The following is a 23,322-nucleotide window of genomic DNA, read 5'->3' on the forward strand; positions in this document are numbered from 1 at the left end:
CCATCCCTCCCCCGTGTGGGGAGGGATGGCGCCTTTTCGCTGTCCTGGGTACGGTCCACGCTTCGGGCCGCATTGGACCGCTGACCAGCAAGTTCCCGGCTCCGGTCCGCCGGTTCTTGGTCCACGCCTGGTCCACACGCACTGATCCACAACGCGACAAGGCCGGATCAAGGTGAGACAGACCCCATGCAGAAGAGGTGCCCCTTATCGAGGGACACCCCTTCTGACCAGTACGTCTCTGACCTGTGGAGGCGGTGGGATTCGAGCCGACTGGGACGCTTTCACGGCCTCGCGTTTTTCAAGACCGTTCCCTTAGGCCACTCGGGCAACCCACCCCGCCCCGCCGGTCACCCGGCGTGGAGCGGCCTACAGAGTACCGGCCCCGGCGGTGGGTCCGCAGCAGCGTTACGGCGGGAGGGGCAGGGCAGGCGCGGGAGGTCAGCTGTCGCCGGTGCGCTGGCCCAGGGTGATGTCGGCGACTGTTTTCTTGCCGTCGCGCTCGTAGGTCAGTTTGACCTTGTCGCCCGACTTGTGGTTCCAGATCTCGCTGATCAGCGTGGGGCCGCTGTCGATCGGCTTGCCGTTGAACTCGGTGATCACATCGCCTGCCTTAAGGCCAGCCTTGGCCGCGGGGCCGTTCGGGGTCACCGCCGCGGTGCCGCCCGCGCCCTCGGTGGCGATCTTGGCGCCGCTGCCCTTGCCCGCCATGTCGACGGTCGCGCCGATGACGGGGTAGACCGGCTTGCCCGTCTTGATCAGCGCTTCCGCGACGTTCTTCGCCTGGTTGATGGGGATCGCGAAGCCGAGGCCGATGGAGCCGGCCTGGGCCTGGCCGAGGCCGCCGCCCGTCGACTGGATCGCGGAGTTGATGCCGATGACCGCGCCGCGCGAGTCGAGGAGGGGACCGCCGGAGTTGCCGGGGTTGATCGAGGCGTCCGTCTGGAGGGCGCTCATATAGGAACTCTTGCTGCTGGAGCCGTCGCCGGAGGCGACCGGGCGGTTCTTGGCGCTGATGATGCCGGTGGTGACCGTGTTGGACAGCCCGAAGGGGGCGCCGATGGCGATCGTCGAGTCGCCGACCGCCGCCCTTTCCGAGTCGCCCAGCGCGAGTGGGGCCAGCCCGGTGGGCGCGTTCTTCAGCTTCAGTACGGCGACGTCGTAGCCCTGGGCCCGGCCGACGACCTCGGCGTCGTACCGCTTGCCGTTGGAGAAGGTCACCGAGAGGGTCCCGCTCTCCGCCGCGGAGGCCACCACGTGGTTGTTGGTGAGGATGTGGCCTTCCTGGTCGTAGACGAAGCCTGTGCCCGTGCCCGTGCCGCCCTCCGGCTCGCCGCTCCCGCCGAGGTCGCCTCCGCCGCCGCCCGACTGGGCCTTCGCCTCGATGGTGACCACGCTCGGCAGGGCCTTGGCCGCCACCGCCGCGACCGTGCCCGGCTCGCGCTTGATGTCCTTGGGGGTGTCCGCCGCCGAGACCGTCGTCGAGTTGACGCTGTCGTCGTTGCGCTCGGCCGCCCAGTAGCCGATGCCGCCGCCGACGCCACCCGCCACCAGCGCGGCGACCAGGACAGCGGCGACCAGTCCGCTGGACCGCTTGCGCCGGGGCTCGCCGCCCACCTGGACCGGGGCGCCCCAGCCGGGGCCGTCGCCGCCGTGGGAGGCATGGGAGCCGTGGGAGGCGTAGGAGGGGACGGCCGGCGGGGGCGGGGGCCAGCCTCCGGCCTGCTGGTGTGCCGCGGGCGGGGGAGGGAACGGACCGGGCTGCGGTGCGGTGGGCTCATCCGGGCGGTGCGGGTGCCCGGGTCCGGGTGCCGCCGGGTCGTAGGGGCCGCCAGGGCCGCCAGGGCCGTCCTGTGCCGCGTGGACGTGCCCGCCCTGGCCGGGCGCCGGGGCGGGGGCAGGGCCGGGGCCGGGTGCCGGGGCCGGGGAACCCGCGGCGGGTGCCGGGGCCGATGCGGGGGCGGAAGCAGGGCCAGGGGCGGGCGTTCCTTCAGGAGCCGCCGGCGGCACAGGAGGTACGGACGGGGCGGCCGGCTGCGCGATGCCCTCGTTGCCCTCGTTCTCGGTGCTCACAGCTCTCTCCTCAGGTTCCACTTCGATCATCGGCGATCACTCGGCGGCCGTCCGCCCGGTGCCACTTGTCTCCGGTCAGCATTTCCCACTGCTCGTCAGGCCACTGTAAGCAGGACCTGTGCATATTTCCGCCATCACTTACTTACGACAAAACGGGCGCACCCTCAGGGTGACGGACCCGCCCGCCGACCGCCCCCGGCGTACGCCTTCCCCGTCTCGGTGACACCATGACGCGGGTGACCCAAGCTCGGCAGCACAACATCCAGGTCGTCGCCCACCGAGGAGCGTCCCAGGACGCCCCCGAGCACACCCTCGCCGCGTATATGAAGGCCATCGACGACGGCGCCGACGCCCTCGAATGCGATGTGCGCCTCACCGCCGACGGCCATCTCGTCTGTGTCCACGACCGCCGCGTCAATCGCACATCCAACGGCCGGGGCGCCGTCTCCGCCCTGGAGCTGGCGGACCTCGCGGCCCTGGACTTCGGCACCTGGAAGGGCCACGAGGACTCCGCCGAGAGCCCCGACTGGGGCGACCCGTCCCTCACCTCCGTACTGACCCTGGAACGGCTGCTCGAACTCGTCGCCGACTCCGGCCGCCGCGTCGAGCTGGCCATCGAGACCAAGCACCCCACCCGCTGGGCGGGCCAGGTGGAGGAGCGGCTGCTCCAGCTCCTCCACCGGTTCGGGCTCGCGAGGCCGGTATCGGCCGAGGATTCGCCCGTACGCATCATGAGCTTCTCCGCCCGCTCGCTGCACCGGGTCGCGGCGGCGGCGCCGACGATTCCCACCGTTTATCTGATGCAGTTCGTGAGTCCTCGGCTGCGTGACGGGCGGCTGCCCGCAGGGGCGCGGATCGCCGGACCCGGAATCCGGATCGTCCGTAATCATCCCGGTTACATCGCCCGGCTGCACCGGGCCGGACACCATGTCCACGTCTGGACGGTCAATGAGCCGGAGGATGTGGAACTGTGCGTCCGGCTCGGCGTGGAGGCGATCATCACCAACCGGCCGCGGCAGGTGCTGACCCAGCTCGGCCGCCTCTGACGGACGGCCCGACAGGCCGCTTCGACTACAGGGAGTGCACCGGCGCGTTCGGTCCGTACTCGGACGTCAGGAGTGCGTCACCGGTCTCCGCTCGAACGGTTTCCGGTCCAGTCCATTGGGGCATTCACACGGTGGCGTGGGGCAAAGGAGGTCTCGGGGGTGGCGTTGGTGGTGGCACAGCAGGTGCCCACGTCGTCGAGCATGGCCGTACCCCATGGCCCTGCGGGCGTGGGTGAGGCAAGGCATCGTATGTGCGAGCAATTGCGCCGCAGCGGGGTGCCGGAATCGGTCGTCGACGATGCAGTTCTTATTCTTTCCGAACTCCTCAGCAATGCCTGCCGGCACGGCAGACCGCTGGGGCACGCGGAGATGGGAGAGGGAAACGTCCGCGCCGCGTGGCGCGTCGACGGTACGGGGGGACTGACGGTCGAGGTGACGGACGGAGGCGGTCCCACCCGGCCCGTTCCCGCCACGCCCTCGGTCACCGCCCGGGGCGGGCGCGGGCTGACCATCATCAGCGCGCTGGCGAAGGACTGGGGCGTCCGCGACAGCGCCGCGGGCGAGGTCACCGTGTGGGTGATCGTTACGGAAGGACATCACCGCGAAGATTTTGCTACGCGCGTCACTGCCCCCGGTTTCGACTTCGCGGAGGTCTGCGACGACCTCGGCTGAGGTGTCCGGGCCGGAGGAGCCGTGGGGGGTTGTTGTGACAGCCGGCCGTGGGGGTCCCTGATATCGCGGTCTGTCGGTCGTCGCGGGCTGTCGTGACGGTCTGTCGGTCGTCGCGGGCTGTCGTGGTGCTCTGCGGCGAGGGAACGGCCGGGATGTACGAGTCGGGCGTACGGCGGGTTCGGCACGCACGGTCCGAATGGTTACGGTCCCGTCGGCCAGGCGCACCGCCGGTCCGGGGGTTCGCGTCGGACGTGGGCGTGTCGGTGCAAGTACGGGCAGGCCGAGTACGGGCAGGGGCAAGTACGCGGCAGGGCAAGCGCGTGGGACGGGGTGGAGTGCGGCGCGGTGCCGGCAGGTCCCGGAGCTGCCACCCCGGGGACCCCGGGAGCCGTGCCACCCCGAGGGCGGGGGACGGCTAGGCTCCCCGGTACGCCAGAGCACAGCGCCGCCGCGCAGACAGCACCGCTATCGGGAGAAACCGCACCATGGCCAAGAAGCGCCCTCAGACCAAGGCATCGAAGCCTCGTCCGCAGTCACAGGACCGCGCCCGTGGCCATGGCACCCATGAGCCCGTGCCCGTGGTGGGGGCCCGTGAGCCCTGCCCGTGCGGGTCGGGGCGGCGGTACAAGGCGTGCCACGGGCGGGCCGCCGCGCATGCCGTGACCGAGCTGATCCAGCGGCCGTTCGAGGGGCTGGCCGGTGAATGCGACTGGGTCGCGCTGCGGGAGTTGGTGCCCGCCGCGACCGTGCCGCTCACGCTCAAGGGCGGACTGCCGGACGGTGTGCCGTCCGTGACCCTGGCGACCGTGCTGCCGATGGCATGGCCCGCGCTCCGCCGCGACGACGGCTCCGTACTGCTCGGTCTGCAGAACGACACCTCGTCCGGCGATCTGAGCCGCGATCTCGCGGCCACCCTGAACCGCGCGCTGACGGCGGAGCCGGGCAATCCGGTTGGCGCTGAGCGCACCCCGGGCGATGGTCCGCGGCTGCAGGATCTGCTGGACCCGGGGGCTGTCTTCCAGCCAGAAGTTCATTCCGGTTTCGAGTTCTGGGTGCCGGATTCCGCGGAGGGTTCCACCCCCGAGGTCGCCGCTTCCCTGGAGCGGGCGAATGCCGCCGCGATCCCCACCGTAAAGCTCTCGGGTGTCGACGCCGCCTACTGGTGCGAGGCCCCGGACAAGAACCATCTGCGCTGGGTGATGCCGTACCCCGAGGAGAAACTGCTGGATGCGCTGGCCCGGCTGCATGCGGCAGGCAGCACGTCGCTCGGTGAGGGGACCCGGCTCGTCGGGTCGTTCCGGGCGCATGGGCTGATGGTCCCGGTCTGGGACCTGCCGAGCGCGATGGGTGCCGAGGAGTGCGAGAAGCCTGCGGGCCGGTTCGCCGAGCGGCTGGCCGACGCTCTTGGCCGTGACGTTCCGCTTTCGGCCGATGAGCGCCGCGCCCGGGGCGGTCTCACCAACCGTCAGGTCACCTTGAGTTAGGTCGCGGACCGGCGGGGCGCTGCCGACCGGTCCCGCCCGGGGGCCCGGTCCCGAAAACGGAGTGACCCCAGTCACAACTCGCTCTATCGACAGCGGAATCGCTGTCCGAATACCCGAGATCGAATTTGCGAACCGCAGATCTCTTGTTACCGTTCTAGAAGCCCGGTCGCTGGTGCATCCCCCGTCGCCAGCGACTGGGCGTCTCTATTTCTTCTGCGGAGTGTTTCGTTCCGCGACCAGAAAAGCCCACGCTGCGTCGACGGTCCGTCAGCGGAGTGTCAATGGGCCCCGGTCTCACGGGAGTTGCTCCCGGACCTCAGCAGCAGCGGCGCCTCGTCCGAGCCGTCTGCCGCCGCGAACTCCGCGACCGCCGAATACGTCATGAGCATGTCGGTTCTACCAGCGGAAAACACTTCCGCACCGCCACGGGAATGCATCCGGGGAGTCTCACAGACACCTGGTTCATCGCCCGCCTCTACCATGCAGTTGATCTGAAGAGTGTGCCCATCGGGGCCCATCAGCGTGAGTACGGAACTCAATTCCGCGCCCGTCGCGTTGCGGTAGTACGTACGCGCCCAGGTGTCCCCGCCCTCCGCCAGGACACAGGTCTGGGCCTCGACCCCGCCGGGAGAGGCGAGTTCCGGCCCACATTGCGCGTGGGAGCCGGGCCGGGCCGGGGCTCCGCGCTCAGCGTTCCGTCGCACAGGGTCCCGTTCGGCCGACTGCCGAAGCGGCTCCCGCGCCGACTGAGGCTCCCCCGGGGAGTGCGAATCGCGTACCGGCTGTGGCGCCTGTGCCGACTGAGGTTCCCGCGACCGTTCCCGCGACGGTCCCTGCGACAGTTCCCGCGACCCGCCGTCGCCCACGGGCAACCGGCCGGCGCTCTCCGGCCGCGGCCACAGCAGTCCGTCCACCGGTCCCGCCACAGCGACGAGCGGCAGCAGCGAGGCGGCGACCACGACCGAGCCGATCCCGATCATGCGGAGATTCATGGGCCACCTGTCGGCTGCGCGGGGAATTGACCTGTTGTAAAAGCCGGGATCCGGGTAAGCGGGTATCCGCGTGTCCGGGTATGCGGGTGTCCGGGTATCCGTTACGTGAACCGATACACCGCCGACCGCTGCGGACGTATATCCGGGCTGTCCGGGCTCCGGGCTGTCCGGGGCGGTCGATCGACGGTGGATCGAAGATATCCACGAAGGACGGACCCACCACGACCCGCGCGCCCTGTTTCCGCACAACTCGGGCCGACTCCAACCCGTACGAGTGATGGAGCCGACCCCGGACGGGGTCCGGCGGGCCGATCCCGCGCCGGGCCGACCCCGCGGATGCCCGCGCGACCGGGCTCGCGACCGGGCTCGCGCGACCGGAGGTCCCACCGCGGCGAGGGCAGGGAAGCGCGCTCGCTCAGTACGCGAGCCGGCTGCCGCCGTCCGGTGCGCTGGTGCTCGCCTCCACCAGGGCGTCCACCACGGCTTCCACCCGCGGCAGCCAGGGCGTGGCCGACCCCGGCAGCGGTGCCCGCTCCCAGCGGACCTGGCCCGTCCCCGTCTCCGACGGCGGCAGCACCAGATAGCCCCCCTCGCCGTGGAAGCGCAGCGAACTCGGCACGCAGTCCTTGGCGAAGAGCAGCTCGCCGAGCTGTTCGAGGCTGTACGGGGCGACCAGCAGCGACCAGCGGGTGGGCGTCGCCACGACGGGCCCCAGCCGCCGGTCCAGCCGGTCGAGCACCGCCAGCGCCCGGGCACCGGCCACCGCGGGAAGGCTCACCGCGCACGGTGCGTCACCCCCGGTGGCGAGGACGACCGGAGCGGCGGGGCGGTTCGCCCACCACCAGCGCACCATGCGCTCGTCCGTCGTCGCCGCGAGGAGTCCGGGATCGAAGGGGTGCGCGCCGGGTACGACGCACTCGGGATCGGGGCAGGCACAGCCACGCCCGCGGTCGGAGAGACCGCCGGCCGTCTTCAGTCCCACACCGGGGATTACGGGCCATTGCCACTCGGTGGCGCAGAGGAGCGCCGCTTCCAGCTGTTGCGGCTGGACCGGCCCCCTTTTGCGCCGGAACCGGAGCCTGCGTCGCCTTCCGAGGATCTCGCGCATGAGCGCTCGTTCCTTTCCGTTGAACGCCGAGGTCCACATCACACCATGTGTGCAGCTCTTCACTGTGCGTACAAGATACGTACTCCGTAAGCCCCGTCATGCCCCTTCACACGAGACACGCGAGTCATACGAGGACGTACTGATCGGCGGGTGACCGCCCCTGCCGGGTGGCTCGGAGCGACCCCGCTTCGCCTGCGGCAGGATCGCCACCGGGGGCCGAACGTGGGCTGTGGTCCATTGCCCGCACGGCGCCATGGGTGGCGCGCGCCGGGTGCTCGCTCGGATCAACCCCACTCGCGTGGGGACGCGCGGGGATCTGCCGTGGATTCTGGCGCGGCCTACGGGTATAAGGACGCCCGAGCCGCTCGCCAGGTTCCCGGGGCGGTCCCAACTGCCCCTGGCCATCACCGTCTACGTACCCATCACGCTTGGTATGACGCTTTCCGCCGAGGTCTCTCCGGGGACCGTGCTCCGGGGAGATCCACCGAGGGATCCACTGCCGAACGCCCTCAGTCGACCTCAATTGACCTCCACCAGGTGCATTTTTCAGCCAAGTTCAAGATTGGTTCAAGGGCGGCTCAAGGTAACCCAGACACCACCAATCCCACTGGTGCAATGCTGGACATCCCCTTCCATGTACGTGTACATGTGGATGCATTCGTAGCGGCGCAGAATGACATGGGGGTTTGCGATGCTATTGAGCGAAACACGCCAGTCGGAAAGCCGGCTGCTATGAGCGCCCCTCACCTGCCGAAAGTGGCCGGAATCGACTCAGCTGCTCTCCACTCCACGCACACTGCGGCGGCTCTGCCCGCACTGCCCGCCCCACCGACGTCTCCCGAGGGCACTCCCCAGCCCCCTCCCGGCGCGGTCATCCAGGACCGGCTGGCGGGCTGGGTCTCCGATCTCACCACCCTCCATGAGCTGACCGAGCGCCTGGCCAGAACCGGCTCGCTGGACACCGCGCTGCGGGAACTGCTGAACGCCGGTGCCGCTCTGGTCGGCGCCCGGCGCGGCATGGTCGTCCTCGAACCGCTGCCGGACCCGTCGCACCCGGACCGGGAGGGCCGTCTCCGGCCCTCCGGCCCCACCCTCACCAAGGGTCTCGGGCTCACCCATGCCGAACTGGGGCATATCGAGACCGTCCCGCGTTCGGCGACCGCGTACGGCCGCATCCTGGAGGCCCGGACCGCCCAGACCGGCCGGTCTGGCCAGACCGGCCGGATCGCCCGGGACCGTACGGCCGGAGCGGACCCCGCCACCCCGGGCCGGACCGCCGGAGCGGACCCGACCGTACAGAACAGGACAAGCGCGGGCCCCGGCGGGGAAGGCCGTCCTCCCGACGGCGTCGGCGCTGACAGGCCCGGCGCGGACGGGTTCGGCGCCGACAGGTCCACCGTCGATGCGCCCACCGCCGACGGGGCCGGTTCCGATGGGTTCGGTTCCGACGGGTTCGGTTCCGATGGGGCCGGTGCGCTGCCGGAGCCCGTCGCGCATCCCGATCTGCTCGCTGACGAGACGCTCGACCCCCGCCACCGCGAAGTCGCCGTCCGCCTCGGCTACGCCGCCAGTTACACCCAGCCGATCGCGTCCCGGGCGGCGGGCACCCTGGGCGCCGCCGTATGGATCTACGACGAGCCTGCCGCCCCCGTGGAGCGCCAGCGCCATCTGGTCGGCCTCTATATGCGGTACGCCACCGAGCATCTGGCCCGCCTGCTGGAGCTGGAGCACGCGCGCGAGACCGTGGCGACCGTCGCCGGGGAACTGCTGCCCAGCAGACTGCCCCGGGTCCCGGGGGTCCAGCTCGCCGCCCGGCACCGCACGGGGCCGCGCGGCGGCGGCGACTGGTACGACGCGCTGCCGCTGCCGGAGGGCGCGCTCGGCCTCGCCGTGGGCTCGGTCAGCGGCTCGGGGCCGAGCGCCCTGGCCGCGATGGGGCGGCTGCGCGCCTCCCTCAGGGCGTACGCCGTGATGGAGGGCGAGGACCCCGTCGCCGTACTCTCCGATCTCGAACTGCTGCTGCGGCTCACCGAACCGGCCCGTACCGCCACCGCGCTCTTCGCCTACGCGGAACCGGCGGCCAGGAAGATCGTGCTCGCCGGGGCCGGGCACGCCCCGCCCCTGGTGGTCGGCGAGCGGCGCACCGAGTTCATCGAGACCTCGCTGTCCGCGCCCCTGGGAATGCTCGCCTGCTGGGAGGCGCCGAGCGTGGAGCTGAGCCCTGAGCCGGGCGAGACGGTTCTGCTCTACACGGACGGGCTCCTGCGGCGCACCGGCGACCCGATGGACCGCGCCTTCGCCCGGCTGCACGCGGCTGCGGCGAGTGTGCCGAGGGCGGAGCGCCAGGACCCGGGTGCGGTCGCCGACCATGTACTGGCCAGGGTGCTCCCTGAGGGGCTGGACCGGTACGGCAGCGACGAGGACGTCGTCCTGCTCGCGGCCCGCTTCGCCTGACGCCCGCTCCGGCACAAGCCCGCTCCGCCGGTCGCCGGCTTCGGCTGGCGCCCGCTCCGCCGGTCGCCGGCTTCGCTGACGCCGGTTTCGACTGGCGCCGACTTCGGCTGAAGCCGGTTCCGACTGACCCCGGTTTCGGCTGGCGCCGGTTCCGACTGGTCCGTCCGGCTCACGGCATCGTTGCCCGGTCGCTTCGACCGGCGGCCCATGCCTGGCCGGGGGCGGTTTTCGGCCGCGAAGCCAAGGTAGGCTCGCGCCCGTTTTGACGGACTTCTCACACCTCGCGAGGCTGTACTCACGTCGCACATACGATGGAGTCCGGTCCAGTGTTGTATCGAGGAGGCAGACGTGGCCGAGGAGCTCACCCCGAGTACCCCGGAAGAAGAAGAGCAGCCGATCAAGCCGCGTAAGAACGGTCTGTACCCGGGTGTCTCGGACGAACTCGCCGAGAACATGGCGAGCGGCTGGGCGGACACCGAGCAGCACGATCTGTCGCCCATAGCGCAGGCGGCGCACACCGCCGCCCGCCGGGCCGCGCTCTCGGCGCGCTTCCCCGGTGAGCGCCTGGTGATCCCTTCGGGCAATCTGAAGACCCGTTCCAATGACACGGAGTACGCGTTCCGCGCCTCCACCGAGTACGCGTATCTGACCGGCGACCAGACCGAGGACGGCGTCCTGGTGCTGGAGCCCACCGCCGACGGCCACCGGGCGACGGTCTTTCTGCTGCCCCGCTCCAACCGGGAGAACGGCGAGTTCTGGCTGTCCGGCCAGGGCGAGCTGTGGGTCGGCCGCCGCCACTCCCTCGCGGAGGCCGAGCAGCTGCTGGGCATCCCCGCCGAGGATGTGCGTGAGCTGACCGAGAAGCTGCGCGAGGCGACCGGGCCGGTCCGTGCCGTACGCGGCCATGACGCCGGTGTCGAAGCCGCGCTGACCGACAAGGTCACCGCCGAGCGCGACGAGGAGCTGCGCGTCTTCCTCTCCGAGGCGCGCGCGGTGAAGGACGCGTTCGAGATCGGTGAGCTGCAGAAGGCGTGCGACTCCACCGCCCGTGGCTTCGAGGATGTCGTCAAGGTCCTCGACCGGGCCCAGGCCACCAGCGAGCGCTATATCGAGGGAACGTTCTTCCTGCGCGCCCGGGTGGAGGGCAACGATGTCGGCTACGGCTCCATCTGCGCCGCGGGCCCGCACGCCACCACGCTGCACTGGGTGCGCAACGACGGCCCGGTCCGCTCGGGCGATCTGCTGCTGCTCGACGCCGGTGTGGAGACCACCAGCCTCTATACGGCCGATGTGACCCGCACCCTGCCGATCAGCGGCCGGTTCAGCGAACTCCAGCGCAAGATCTACGACGCGGTCTACGACGCCCAGGAGGCCGGGATCGCGGCGGTCGGGCCCGGCGCGAAGTACCGCGACTTCCATGACGCGGCCCAGCGGGTGCTCGCCGAGCGGCTCGTCGAGTGGGGGCTGATCGAAGGCCCGGTGGAGCGGGTGCTCGAACTGGGCCTCCAGCGCCGCTGGACCCTGCACGGCACCGGTCACATGCTCGGCATGGACGTCCACGACTGCGCCGCCGCACGCACCGAGGCGTATGTCGACGGGACCCTGGAGCCGGGGATGTGTCTGACGGTCGAGCCGGGGCTGTACTTCCAGCAGGACGATCTGACCGTGCCCGAGGAGTACCGGGGCATCGGCGTACGGATCGAGGACGACATCCTGGTCACCGAGGACGGCAACCGGAACATGTCCGCTGCTCTGCCGCGCCGGGCCGACGAGGTCGAGGCGTGGATGGCGTCCGTCCAGCAGGGCTGACCCGGCGGGACCGGCCCTTAGGGCTGAACCGGCAGGGCTGCCCCGACTGACCCGGACAGACCCCGGCCGACCCGGCAAGGCTCAACCGGGCAACCGGCCGGGCTGACCCGGCCGGGACTTCCGCCCAGCAGGGCCGCCAGCGGCGAGGGCGCGCTCGCGCGAGGTCTCACGAGACCTTGAGCAGCGCGTCCTCCCGCCATTTGAGGACCTTGTCGAAGCTGACCACCGCGCCCCGCCCCGGTCTGTTGCCGAAGTGCACATGATCGGCCAACTGCTCGATCAGACAGAGTCCGCGCCCGCTCTCGGCGCTCGTCGGCGCCTGCGCCCTGGTGTGGGCGCACCCTCCCTGCCGGGCGGGGAAGCCGGGACCGGAATCGGCCACTTCGATACGGCACTTCTCGCCGTCCAGATACGCGGTGACCCGGTACGCCCCGGAGATCTCCCCCGGGCCCTGGCCACCACCGTGCTCCACTGCGTTCGCACACGCCTCGCTCAGCGCGACGGAGAGATCGAACGAGATATCGGGGTCCACCCCCGCTGTCTCCATCGTGCCGAGCAGGAGACGCCGGGCGAGCGGAATGCTCGCAGCTTCGCGCCGCAAGTGGAGAGACCACCAGATGCTCATGCTCCAGCCTCCTGGCTGCGGCTCGACATACCGTTACGTATTGCCCCCGAGCAGGGTCCGTAAGCACACAGTCGGTGTGATTGCGCTCATTCGGCGGACGCGCACCACCGGGTTGGCCGTGTATGTCAAGGCGGAAATTTGTCCGAACATCGCTGGTGACGTGGCCAAAGAGGACCTTCCGGACCTGCCGTACGGAGGTTCGGGTCGCAGTGCGATGATGACCCGGCCATGTCGTCCCCGTCGCCCCCGTCCGGTGTCCGCGCCGGAGCGGGCCCCCGGTTGCTGAGGGCCGCGGTCTTCACCGCGGTCTGTGTCGCGCTGGCCGCGACAGGGCATGCGGTGGCCGCCTGCGCGACGGTCCCGTGGTGGGCGCTGGCGGTCGGACTTGTCACGACCTTCGTCCTGGTCGTGCCGTTCACGGGCCGGGCACGCTCCCTGCCGTCGATCGCCGCCGCGCTGGCGGCGGGGCAGCTCGTCCTGCACGCGCTGTTCGGCGTCGGCCAGCACGATCTGCGTCTCGCGCCGACGGCCGACGACGCGCTGATCAGACTGGCCGCGAAGCTGGTCTGCGGGTCGGGCGCCACCTCGCTCAGCCCGACCGACGCGCACCGGATCGTCACCACGGCGGGTATCGACCCGCCCGCCCACGGCATCCAGCCCCACGGCGCTCATACGGCATCGGCGGCCCAGCCGGAGCTGCTGCCATCCCTGCCCATGCTGCTGGGGCATCTGCTGGCCGCGCTCGCGACCGGCTGGCTGCTGCGGCGCGGGGATCTGGCGCTGGCGCGGCTCATCCGGCTGTCCGCGAGCCCGGCGCAGGAGGTCGCCGCGGCGGCCTGGCTGCGTCCGCTGCGCGCCGCGCTCGCGCTCGTACGGGCGCTCCGGCGCGGTCTCGTACGGACTCCGGTGCCCGGGGCGGGCGCCCAGCGGGCCACGGACGCGCCACCGCCGACGGCGGCGGGCGAAGCACTCCAGCACACGGTGATCAGGCGCGGGCCGCCCGCGACGCGGCTCGCTCTCGCAGCCTGACACGGCCCACTCGACGGGAGTGCGGCCGTCGTGCCCGCGCGCGTCCCGCGCGCCGTGGCACCCCTCCGTCTCTCCTCCTCACTGTGGAGTGTCTTCGCCATGAGTCCTTCCTTCCGCGTCTCCCGGACCTCTCGCGTCTCCCGGGTGCTCGCCGTCGCGGCGGTCGCCGCCGTCTCCCCACTGCTGCTCTCCGGGACCGCCTTCGCGCATGTCTCCGTCCAGCCGCAGGGCGAGGCCGCCCGGGGCGGTTACGCCACGGTCAACTTCAAGGTCCCCAATGAGCGCGATGCCGCCTCGACCGTGAAGCTGGAGGTCAGCCTGCCGACCGAGCACCCGCTGGCGTCGGTGATGCCGCAGCCCGTGCCCGGCTGGAAGGTCGCGGTCACCAAGTCCAAGCTGGCCAAGCCGCTCACGGTGCACGGCAGGCAGATCACCGAGGCGGTCTCCAAGGTCACCTGGACCGCCGACGGCTCCAAGATCGAACCGGGGCAGTTCCAGCAGTTCCCGGTCTCCCTCGGGCAGCTCCCCGAGAAGGCGGACCAACTGGTCTTCAAGGCCCTCCAGACGTACGACAACAACGAGGTCGTCCGCTGGATCGAGGAGCCGAAGGAGGGCGCGGCCGAGCCCGATTCGCCCGCGCCGGTCCTGGCGCTTTCGGCCCCCGCGGGCGACGGACACGGGGCCGGTGCGAAGGACGCCGAGGACGCAAAGAACACTGAGAAGGCCGGGCAGGACGAGAAGTCCGGTACCGCATCGACCGACGACTCCGACTCCACCGCCCGTGTCCTGGCGGTCGTCGGCATCCTGGTCGGCGCCGTGGGCGTTGCCTTCGGTGTCCTGGCCGGCCGCCGCCGCACCGCCTGACAACCGCCCGGCACACCGGCCGGCCTACCGCCTGACAACTGCCCGGCCCACCGCCTGGCACACCGGCTCCGTACCGACCCCGACCAAACCTGAGGCATTTCTCCATGCGCACGAAGACCGCACTGGCGGCCACGCTCGTCGTGGCCGCCCTCACCCTGTCCGCCTGCTCGTCCGACTCCGGTTCGGACTCGGACTCGAACACCACGAAGAGTTCCATCGCCGACATCTCCAAGCAGGAGAAGTCCGTGGCCGGGACCGTGCTGGACTCGCCGTACACCAAGCCCGACCTCGTCCTGACGGACACCAAGGGGCAGGAGTACGACCTGCGCGAGCGGACCAAGGGCAAGCCGACGATGATCTTCTTCGGCTACACCAACTGCCCCGACGTCTGCCCGCTGACGATGAGCAATATCGCCATCGCCAAGAAGAAGCTCCCCAAGGCCGACCAGGACAAGCTCCAGGTCGTCTTCATCACCACCGACCCGGCCCGCGACACCCCGGCCGAACTGGGCAAGTGGCTGCCCAGCGCCGGTGACCCGTCGTTCATCGGGCTCAGCGGCGACTTCCCGACCATCCAGGCGGGCGCGCGCCAGATGGGCATCGGCATCGACGAGGCGAAGAAGGAGAAGGACGGCTCGGTCGTCTCCATGCACGGCGCCCAGGTCGTCGCGTTCTCGCCGAAGACGGACAAGGGATACGTCCTCTACGGCGAGAGCACATCGGCGGACGACTTCGCCGAGGATCTGCCGAAGCTCGTCCGCGGGGAGAAGCCGTGAAGCGCCCGGCCGGCGGACCCCGCTCCCGTTCCAGGTTCCGTCGTACGGCTCCGGCCGGTGCCCTGGCCCTGAGTACGGCACTGGTGCTCGCGGGCTGCTCGGGCGGAACCGACGAGCCCGAGCTGAAGGTCGACGGCGCGTTCATGCCCCAGCCGGTCGGCGACATGGCGGCGGGTTTCCTGACCGTGCACAACAGCGGCGACGCGGCCGACAAGCTCACCGCCGTCCGCAGCGCGCTCTCCGACGATGTGACGATCCACGAGTCCAAGGACCAGAAGATGCGGAAGGTGGAGTCGTTCGACATCCCCGCCGACGGCAGGCTGGATCTTGAACGCGGTGGCAATCACCTCATGTTCATGAAGCTCAAGGAGCGGCCGAAGCGGGGCGAGAAGGTCTCCGTGGAGCTGCGCTTCGAGAAGTCCGACCCGATCTCGGTCCAGCTTCCGGTCAAAGAAGCGTCGTACCACCCGGCGAAGCACTGAGCGCTGAGCACTGAGCACCGAAGCCCGCTCGATGAAGCACTGATCCATGAAGCCCCGATCGATGAAGCACTGAGCGATGAGAAGCACTGAGCGATGAGGGGACCGACCACGCCATGACAACCACCGCCCCGCGCCTCGGACCGTTCCCGGTGCGGCAGTTCGTCCGTACGCTGCTCGCGACGGCCGTACTCGTCGGCACGGCCCTCGGCGCGCTGCTCGCCGCCGCGGGCCCCGCGTCGGCCCATGCCGCCCTGACCGGGAGCGATCCGCGGGACGGGGCGGTGGTCGCCACCGCCCCCGCCGATGTGACCCTCACCTTCTCCGAGAAGATCGCCATGGGGAAGAACTCGATACGGGTCCTCGAACCCAGCGGCAAACGGGCGGACAAGGCCGCCGTCCGCGAGATCTCCACCGGCGGCAGGCCCGGCTACGCCGTCGAGCTGCTGCCCGGTCTGCCCCAGGGCACCTACACCGTGGCCTGGCAGGCCGTATCGGCGGACAGCCACCCCATCTCCGGCGCGTTCACCTTCTCCATCGGGGCGCCGTCGAAGACCGATGTCGAGCTGCCCTCCCAGGAGGCGGGCGGCGGCCTGGTCGGCGGACTCTACGACGTCGCGCGCTACGTGGCGTACGCGGGCTTCGTCCTGATGGTCGGCGGTGCCTCCTTCATTCTGCTCTGCTGGCGGCGCGGGGCCGCGGTCAGGCCGCTGCAGCGGCTCGTCGTCCAGGGGTGGACGGCACTGACCGTCTCGACCCTCGCACTGCTGTTGCTGCGCACCCCGTACACCGGTTCCGGGAAGTTCGCCGACGCCTTCGACCTCAGCGGGCTGCGGGACGTTCTGGAGACCAAGACCGGGGCCGCGCTGGTCTCCCGGCTGCTGCTGCTCGGCGCCGCCGCGCTGTTCATCGCGGTGCTGTTCGGCGCGTACGCGAAACGGGACGGCGACGATGCCAACCGCGACGAAACCGGTCGGCGGAAGGATCTCGCCTTCGGGCTGGCGGTCGGCGGGACCGTCGTCGCGGCGGGGATCGCGGCGACCTGGGCTCTCTCCGAGCACGCGTCGACCGGTATCCAGGTCGGCGTCGCGATGCCCGTCGACGTATTGCATCTGCTGGCCGTGGCGACCTGGCTCGGCGGCCTCGCGGCGATCCTGACCTCGCTGTACCGGGTGCCATCGTTCGAACCCTCGGCGGTACGGCGGTTCTCCCGGGTCGCTTTCACGAGTGTCGTCGTCCTGGCGGCGACCGGGCTCTATCAGTCCTGGCGGCAGGTCGGCTCGTGGTCGGCGCTGACGGGGACGTCATACGGACAGCTGCTGCTGATCAAGGTGGCGCTGGTGGTGGTGATGCTCGGCGTCGCCTGGGTCTCGCGGCGCTGGACGGCGCAACTGGCGTCGGGACAAGCGGAGACGGCACAACCGGCGGTGGCTGAACCGGCGGTGGCTGAACCGGTATCGGCGCAACCGGCATCGGCGCAACCGGAGGCGGTCGTCTCCGGCGCGGGCGATGACCCCGAGCGGGCGGCTCAGCTCGCCCGGCAGCGGGTCGCGGTGACCACCGCCCGGCAGAAGAAGGCGCGCGACGCCGACCCCGTACGGTCCGGACTGCGCCGTTCCGTGCTGGCCGAGGCGGGCATCGCGGTGATCCTGCTCGTGGTGACCACCATCCTGACGACCACCGAACCGGGCCGTACGGAAGAGGAGGCGGGCCGGGCGGGCTCCGGCGGCAGCACCGAAGCCCAGCCGACACCCCAGGGCCCGGCGGAGCTGAAACTGCCCTTCGACACCGGCGGCGCGAACGGCAAGGGGACCGTACGTCTTACTCTCGACCCGGCGAGCCCCGGGGCCAACGAGCTGCATCTGTGGGTCGACCGCCCGGACGGAAAGCCGCTGGATGTGCCCGAGGTGAAGATCTCGTTCACTCTCCAGGCCAAGCAGATCGGCCCCCTGCCCATCACCCCCGACCGGCTGGCGGCGGGACACTGGAGCGCCGGCGCGGTGCAGATCCCGATGCCGGGAGACTGGCAGGTCCAGGTGACCGTACGGACATCCGATATCGACCAGACGACCATCGACAAGACCGTGAGGATCGGTTGATCTTCCGTGAGTGACAGCGATATCCCGCAGCGCGGACTTCCCGGTGTGCCCTCAGGGGCCCCGGCCGGGGCGTCGGAGGGCGCGACGGACGGCGCGACGGACAGGGACAGGGGCACGTCAGGAAGCGGCGCGGCGGACAGGGACAGGGACGGGGGCGGGGCAGGGGACAGGGCAGGGGACAGCGCAGCGGGACGGTCCGGAGCGGCCGGTTCCTCCAAGCCGCCCAAGCCGTCCAAGCCGCCCAAGCTGCCCGCGGCACGCGGACCGTCCCCAGTACGCGGACCGTCCCCGTCCGGTTCCGGCATCCCCCCGTCCGGTTCCGGGATCCCCGGGCCCGGTTCGGGGATCTCCAGGCGGCGGCTGCTCGGCACGGCCGGCGCGGCAGGCGCGACGGGGCTCGCGCTCGGCGCGGCGGGCGGGGCCGTGGCCCACGCGGCCGCCTCCGGCTCCGCCCCGACCGCGCTGACCACGGTCGGCTCGACCGCCGTCGCCTTCCACGGCGCGCACCAGCCCGGAATCACCACCCCCCTCCAGACCCACGGCCAGCTGATCGCCTTCGATCTGGCTCCGGGGGCCGGCCGCCGGGAGGCCGCCGCGCTGATGCGCCGCTGGTCCGCGCTGGCCGCCACCCTGATGACCGGCCGCCCGGCCGAGGGCGCCGACACGGGTGTCGCGCTGGACGCGGGCCCCTCCTCGCTGACGGTGACCTTCGGGTTCGGCCGTACCTTCTTCGACCGTACGGGGCTGGTGGACCGGCGCCCGTCCGGTCTCGACCCGCTGCCGCCCTTCTCCGCCGACCGGCTCGACGCCCGGCGTTCGAACGGCGATCTATGGGTCCAGATCGGCGCCGACGACGGTCTTGTCGCCTTCCACGCCCTGAGGGCCGTGCAGAAGGAGGCAGGGGACGCGGCCCGGGTGCGCTGGCAGATGACCGGGTTCAACCGTTCGCCGGGTGCCACCGGCCGGCCGATGACCACCCGCAATCTGATGGGACAGGTCGACGGCACCAACAACCCAAAACCGTCCGAGCCGGACTTCGACCAGCGGATCTTCGTCCCTTCGGGCACCGAGCACGCATGGCTCGCGGGCGGTTCGTACGCCGTCGTACGCCGCATCCGGATGCTCCTGGACGACTGGGAGCGGCTCCCGCTGCCGAAGCAGGAACAGGTGATCGGCCGCCGCAAGTCCGACGGCGCCCCGCTGACCGGTGGCGACGAGACGACCGATCCGGCCCTGGACGAGCTGGGCCCGGACGGGAAGCCCGTCATCCCCGCCAACGCCCATGCCCGGATCTCCGCCCCCGAGCAGAACGGCGGTGCCGCGATGCTGCGGCGCCCCTTCTCCTTCCACGACGGCATCGGCCCGGACGGCACCCCGGACGCGGGGCTCCTCTTCATCTGCTGGCAGGCCGACCCTCTGCGCGGCTTCGTCCCCGTACAGCGCAAGCTCGACCGGGGGGACGCGCTCTCCCCCTTCCTCCGGCACGAGGCGAGCGGACTGTTCGCCGTGCCGGGCGGGGCGGCGAAGGGGGAGTACGTGGGGCAGCGGCTGCTGGAGCCGTAAGGGGCGCGGTCCATGGCCGACGCCCCTTACCTCAGCTCGGTCAGGGCAGGCGCGGACGACCCCTTGCGGGCCCCGACGCGGGTGCGGGGGTCGGGGCGGGCGGGCCGGAGATCCAGTCCGGGCCGACCTGTCCCGGCCCCGGGTGCCGGGACAGACGACGCGGACACAAGGCCGTGGCGGGCGCATTAGGGTGACCGGTATGTCAGCCACGCGCTACACGTATCTGGGCCCCGAGGGCACCTTCACCGAAGCCGCCCTCCGTACGCTCCCGGAAGCGGCCACCCGGGAGCTGGTGCCGATGGTGTCCGTGCCCGCCGCACTCGACGCCGTACGCAACGGGGACGCCGCGGCCGCCCTCGTACCGATCGAGAACTCCGTGGAGGGCGGTGTGACGGCGACCCTCGACGAGCTGGCGTCGGGCGAGCCGCTGATGATCTACCGCGAGGTGCTGCTGCCGATCGCGTTCGCGCTGCTGGTCCGGCCGGGGACCCCGCTGTCCGGGGTCAAGACGGTGACCGGGCACCCCGTCGCCCAGCCCCAGGTGCGCAACTGGCTGCGCGCGCACCTCCCGGACGCCCTGTGGGAGTCCGCCGCGTCGAACGCAGACGGCGCCCGGCTGGTGCAGGAGGGCCGGTACGACGCGGCCTTCGCCGGCGAGTTCGCGGCGGCGACCTACGGTCTTGAGCCGCTGGTCACCGACATCCACGACGCGGAGAACGCGGAGACCCGCTTCGTCCTCGTCGGCCGCCCCGCCAGGCCCGCCGCACCGACTGGCGCGGACAAGACGTCGGTGGTCCTCTGGCAGCGCGACGACCACCCCGGTGCCCTGCTGGAACTCCTCCAGGAGTTCGCGGTACGCGGGGTCAATCTGATGCTCCTCCAGTCACGGCCGACCGGCCGGGGCATCGGCGACTACTGCTTCGCCGTCGACGCCGAGGGCCATATCTCCGACCGGCGGGTGGGCGAGGCGCTGATGGGGCTGAAGCGGATCTGCCCTCAGGTGCGGTTCCTCGGGTCGTATCCGCGCGCGGGGGTGGCGGTCGCGGATGTACGCGCCCTCCGTACGGGTACGTCGGACGCGGACTTCACGGCGGCGTCCGACTGGCTGGCCCGCTGCCAGGACGGCCGGGCCTGAACCTCCGGCAGCCCCCGCAGTACCCAGGCTCTCCCCGAAACATGCTTAAGCAGTCCTACCTGCCGATTTTCATCATCCACAGAGTTATCCACAGGCTTGAGTCTCGACCTGGGGACAAGTCGACAACCCGCCCCGATGTGGTCGACAAATCGCCCCGCTCACCCCACATCCCTCCACAGGGGCACAGGTCGCCCGGCCACCCTCGCGTCACCTCCATTTCATTGATCAACTTTTTGGAGCGAGCAATTACCACCTGAATGAGTGCGATAGGGCGGTTTGCGACGGGCATCCTTCTCACCAGGCACTCATCGGGGAATGATCACTTCCGTGATCCACAGCCCTCCCGCACAGCCTGTGGATAACTTTTCGCCAGCCCGCATGCCTGTGGACAACGGCGGCTCAAGTGCCCCGCCGCGCAAAGGAAGTGGGTCAATTCCGGCCCCCGGCGACTGCCCCGTTCCGGCGAATGACATCGCGCTCCTTTGACGGAACACGGCCGGAACACGGCCGGGGCGCGGCCGGAACACGGCCGGGATGCGGCCGGGGCGCGACGGGTGTGCCACCTCCCATAACCAAGCATTACGGCTATTCCTGATACAAGATCTAAAAATCCAGCAAATCGCCCTAATTGGTGCAGAACCTAATGCACGGCAATATCGGGTGGGCGGTCGAAGAGGGCGCACCGGTAGCCTGGTGGGGTGATTGACCTTCGCCTGCTCCGTGAGGACCCCGACCGTGTCCGCGCCTCCCAGCGCGCCCGTGGAGAGGACGTCCAGCTCGTCGACGCCCTGCTCTCCGCCGATGAGCGGCGCAGGTCGTCCGGCCTTCGCTTCGATGAGCTGCGCTCCGAGCAGAAGTCGCTCGGCAAGCTCATCCCCAAGGCGTCCGCCGAGGAGCGCGCCGAGCTGCTGAAGCGGGCCGAACAGCTCAAGGCCGACGTCAAGGCGGCGGACACGGCGCAGGGCGAGGCCGACGACGAGACCCGGGTGCTGCTGCTCCAGCTCGGCAACCTCGTCCATGAGGATGTGCCGGTCGGCGGCGAGGAGGACTTCGTCGTCCTGGAGACGCACGGCACCGTGCGCGACTTCGCCGCCGAGGGCTTCGAGCCCAGGGACCATCTGGAGCTGGGCGAGGCGCTGGGCGCCATCGATGTCGAGCGGGGCGCCAAGGTCTCCGGCTCGCGCTTCTACTATCTGACGGGCGTGGGCGCGCTGCTGGAGCTGGCGCTCGTCAACGCGGCGATCGCCCAGGCCACCGAGGCCGGTTTCATCCCCATGCTGACTCCGGCGCTGGTCCGCCCGCGCGCCATGGAGGGCACGGGTTTCCTCGGCCAGGCCGCGGAGAACGTGTACCACCTGGAGAAGGACGACTTCTATCTCGTCGGCACCTCCGAGGTCCCGCTCGCCGCGTACCACATGGACGAGATCATCGACGCCGACAAGCTGCCCCTGCGGTACGCGGGCTTCTCGCCGTGCTTCCGCCGCGAGGCCGGGACGTACGGCAAGGACACCCGTGGCATCTTCCGGGTGCACCAGTTCGACAAGGTCGAGATGTTCTCGTACGTCGCTCCCGAGGACGCCGAGGCCGAGCACCGGCGGCTCCTGGAGTGGGAGAAGCAGTGGCTGACCGGTCTTGAGCTGCCGTTCCAGGTCATCGATGTGGCCACCGGAGATCTCGGCTCATCGGCGTCGCGCAAGTACGACTGCGAGGCGTGGATCCCGACCCAGGGCAAGTACCGCGAGCTGACCTCCGCGTCGAACTGCGACAGCTTCCAGGCCCGGCGGCTGTCCGTCCGGATGCGCGACGGGAAGAAGGTGCGTCCGCTGTCGACGCTGAACGGCACGCTGTGTGCCGTACCGCGCACGATCGTGGCGATCCTGGAGAACCACCAGCTCGCCGACGGTTCGGTGCGGGTGCCGCCGGTGTTGCGTCCCTACCTGGGGGGCCGGGAGATTCTGGAGCCGATCGCCAAGTGACCCGTACTCCGTTCCCGTACCGACTGATCGCCACCGATCTCGACGGCACCCTGCTGCGCAGCGACGAGTCCGTCTCCGAGCGCACGCGCGAAGCGCTCACCGCGGCCACCGCGGTGGGGGCCGCGCATATCGTCGTCACCGGGCGCGGTGTGCCCTGGACCCGTTACATATTGGACGATCTCGGCTATCAGGGCCTGGCGGTCTGCGGTCAGGGCGCCCAGGTGTACCACGCGGGCGAGCACCGCCTGCTGACCTCTCTGACCCTGGACCGCCGGCTCGCGGCCATCGCCGTCGCCAAGCTGGAGGCCGAGGTGGGTCCGGTCGCCCTGGCGGCGAGCCGGGACGGCCTGCACGGCGATGTCCTGGTCGGCCCCGGGTACGACGTCCAGGAGGGCCGGCTTCCGATGATCCCGTTCCATGATCTGGACGAGCTGTGGGCGGCCCCGCTGACCAAGATCTATATCCAGCACCCGGAGCTGGACGACGACGCCCTGACCGTTATCGCGAAGGAGACCGTCGGCGGTCTGGTCGATGTGGTGATGGCCGGCCCGCGGACGGTGGAACTCATCCCCCTCGGCCTCAGCAAGGCCACCGGGCTCTCCGTCGCCGCCCGCCGTCTCGGTATCCGCGCCGCCGACACGATCGCCTTCGGCGATATGCCCAACGACATACCCATGTTCGGCTGGGCCGCGCATGGTGTCGCCATGGCCAACGCCCACCGCGAGCTCAAGGCCGTCGCCTCCGACATCACCGCCTCGAACGACGAGGACGGCATCGCCATCACCCTCGAACAACTCCTGACCCCCTGACCCTGCGGCGACCACCTCACGGGGGCTCCGCCCCCACACCCCCGCGCCTCAATCGCCGGCGAGGCTGAAACAGGGCCGAGTACTGGGGACCAAGCCACTCCAGCCCGTCCGGCGCTTGAGGACACGGCCGAAGGCCGTGCCTTCCCACCAGCCAGACGCCGAACAGCCGACCCGCGGGTGCACCGAACACGGGGACCCCAAGACATCGGCAGCCGCACCCCGCGCCTCAATCTCCCCCAGGGCTTCGCCTGGGTGGGGGTGCCCCCGGCGCAGCCAGGCGGAGTACCCCCAGGCGGGGCTCGCATCAACAGCCCGGGCCACCACTTCCAGCC

General features: G+C 70.8%; 17 protein-coding genes. 14 read left to right on the forward strand and 3 right to left on the reverse strand.

What is annotated here, in order from left to right; translation table 11 throughout:
- Positions 1–438 precede the first annotated feature (438 nt).
- Positions 439–2,070 carry a S1C family serine protease gene (locus ACWF94_RS07925; RefSeq protein ID WP_453485782.1) on the reverse strand — a complete coding sequence of 544 codons (1,632 nt, stop codon included), beginning with the start codon at positions 2,068–2,070 and terminating at the stop codon, positions 439–441.
- A gap of 227 nt (positions 2,071–2,297) precedes the next feature.
- Here ACWF94_RS07925 and ACWF94_RS07930 point away from each other — a divergent pair, with 227 nt between their 5' ends.
- The 3 genes from ACWF94_RS07930 (at position 2,298) to ACWF94_RS07940 (ending at position 5,272) form a co-directional block, all read left to right on the forward strand.
- Positions 2,298–3,116, forward strand: coding sequence for a glycerophosphodiester phosphodiesterase (locus tag ACWF94_RS07930; protein WP_453485784.1), 819 nt, complete (start codon positions 2,298–2,300; stop codon positions 3,114–3,116).
- A 72-nt stretch (positions 3,117–3,188) separates the two neighbouring features.
- Positions 3,189–3,788 (forward strand): ATP-binding protein, encoded by a 600-nt coding sequence (locus ACWF94_RS07935; protein ID WP_453485786.1) that lies wholly within the window; start codon positions 3,189–3,191, stop codon positions 3,786–3,788.
- 485 nt (positions 3,789–4,273) lie between these two features.
- Positions 4,274–5,272: a DUF5926 family protein gene (locus ACWF94_RS07940; protein ID WP_453485788.1), complete on the forward strand. Its 999-nt coding sequence runs from the start codon at positions 4,274–4,276 to the stop codon at positions 5,270–5,272.
- 1,407 nt (positions 5,273–6,679) lie between these two features.
- On the opposite strand, the gene ACWF94_RS07945 is transcribed toward ACWF94_RS07940, so the two are convergent.
- Positions 6,680–7,372, reverse strand: a complete 693-nt coding sequence (locus ACWF94_RS07945) for a bifunctional DNA primase/polymerase (RefSeq protein WP_453485790.1) — start codon at positions 7,370–7,372, stop codon at positions 6,680–6,682.
- Between the two features lie 732 nt (positions 7,373–8,104).
- On the opposite strand from ACWF94_RS07945, the gene ACWF94_RS07950 reads away from it, so the two are divergent.
- Both ACWF94_RS07950 and ACWF94_RS07955 read left to right on the forward strand, forming a co-directional pair.
- Entirely contained in the window at positions 8,105–9,826 is a 1,722-nt protein-coding gene (locus ACWF94_RS07950) for a PP2C family protein-serine/threonine phosphatase (protein ID WP_453485792.1), read from the forward strand.
- 348 nt (positions 9,827–10,174) lie between these two features.
- Positions 10,175–11,635 carry an aminopeptidase P family protein gene (locus tag ACWF94_RS07955; protein WP_453485794.1) on the forward strand — a complete coding sequence of 487 codons (1,461 nt, stop codon included), beginning with the start codon at positions 10,175–10,177 and terminating at the stop codon, positions 11,633–11,635.
- 166 nt (positions 11,636–11,801) lie between these two features.
- Here ACWF94_RS07955 and ACWF94_RS07960 read toward each other — a convergent pair whose 3' ends face one another.
- On the reverse strand, positions 11,802–12,260 hold the full coding sequence (locus tag ACWF94_RS07960) for an ATP-binding protein (protein ID WP_453485796.1): 459 nt from the start codon (positions 12,258–12,260) through the stop codon (positions 11,802–11,804).
- Between the two features lie 228 nt (positions 12,261–12,488).
- Between ACWF94_RS07960 and ACWF94_RS07965 the strand changes: the two genes are divergently transcribed.
- From ACWF94_RS07965 to ACWF94_RS08005, 9 genes are all read left to right on the forward strand, one after another.
- Entirely contained in the window at positions 12,489–13,289 is an 801-nt protein-coding gene (locus ACWF94_RS07965) for a hypothetical protein (RefSeq protein ID WP_453485798.1), read from the forward strand.
- A 99-nt stretch (positions 13,290–13,388) separates the two neighbouring features.
- Positions 13,389–14,153, forward strand: a complete 765-nt coding sequence (locus ACWF94_RS07970) for a YcnI family copper-binding membrane protein (RefSeq protein ID WP_453485800.1) — start codon at positions 13,389–13,391, stop codon at positions 14,151–14,153.
- 104 nt (positions 14,154–14,257) lie between these two features.
- On the forward strand, positions 14,258–14,929 hold the full coding sequence (locus ACWF94_RS07975) for an SCO family protein (protein WP_453485802.1): 672 nt from the start codon (positions 14,258–14,260) through the stop codon (positions 14,927–14,929).
- A complete protein-coding gene (locus ACWF94_RS07980; protein WP_453485804.1) occupies positions 14,926–15,411 on the forward strand; it encodes a copper chaperone PCu(A)C in 486 nt (161 codons plus the stop codon). Before ACWF94_RS07975 ends, ACWF94_RS07980 begins: the two co-directional genes overlap by 4 nt.
- A 113-nt stretch (positions 15,412–15,524) precedes the next feature.
- Positions 15,525–17,507: a copper resistance protein CopC gene (locus ACWF94_RS07985; RefSeq protein WP_453485806.1), complete on the forward strand. Its 1,983-nt coding sequence runs from the start codon at positions 15,525–15,527 to the stop codon at positions 17,505–17,507.
- A 303-nt stretch (positions 17,508–17,810) separates the two neighbouring features.
- The gene (efeB, locus tag ACWF94_RS07990; protein ID WP_453485814.1) at positions 17,811–19,070 is read left to right on the forward strand and encodes an iron uptake transporter deferrochelatase/peroxidase subunit; all 1,260 of its coding nucleotides are present in this window, start codon (positions 17,811–17,813) and stop codon (positions 19,068–19,070) included.
- 199 nt (positions 19,071–19,269) lie between these two features.
- Positions 19,270–20,205, forward strand: coding sequence for a prephenate dehydratase (pheA, locus tag ACWF94_RS07995; protein ID WP_453485808.1), 936 nt, complete (start codon positions 19,270–19,272; stop codon positions 20,203–20,205).
- Positions 20,206–20,903: 698 nt separating this feature from the next.
- Complete coding sequence (serS, locus tag ACWF94_RS08000) at positions 20,904–22,181, forward strand: serine--tRNA ligase (RefSeq protein ID WP_453485810.1); 1,278 nt, start codon at positions 20,904–20,906, stop codon at positions 22,179–22,181.
- Positions 22,178–22,990 (forward strand): HAD family hydrolase, encoded by an 813-nt coding sequence (locus tag ACWF94_RS08005; protein WP_453485812.1) that lies wholly within the window; start codon positions 22,178–22,180, stop codon positions 22,988–22,990. Before serS ends, ACWF94_RS08005 begins: the two co-directional genes overlap by 4 nt.
- Positions 22,991–23,322 lie beyond the last annotated feature (332 nt).

This window comes from Streptomyces sp. NPDC055078 (assembly GCF_053607985.1).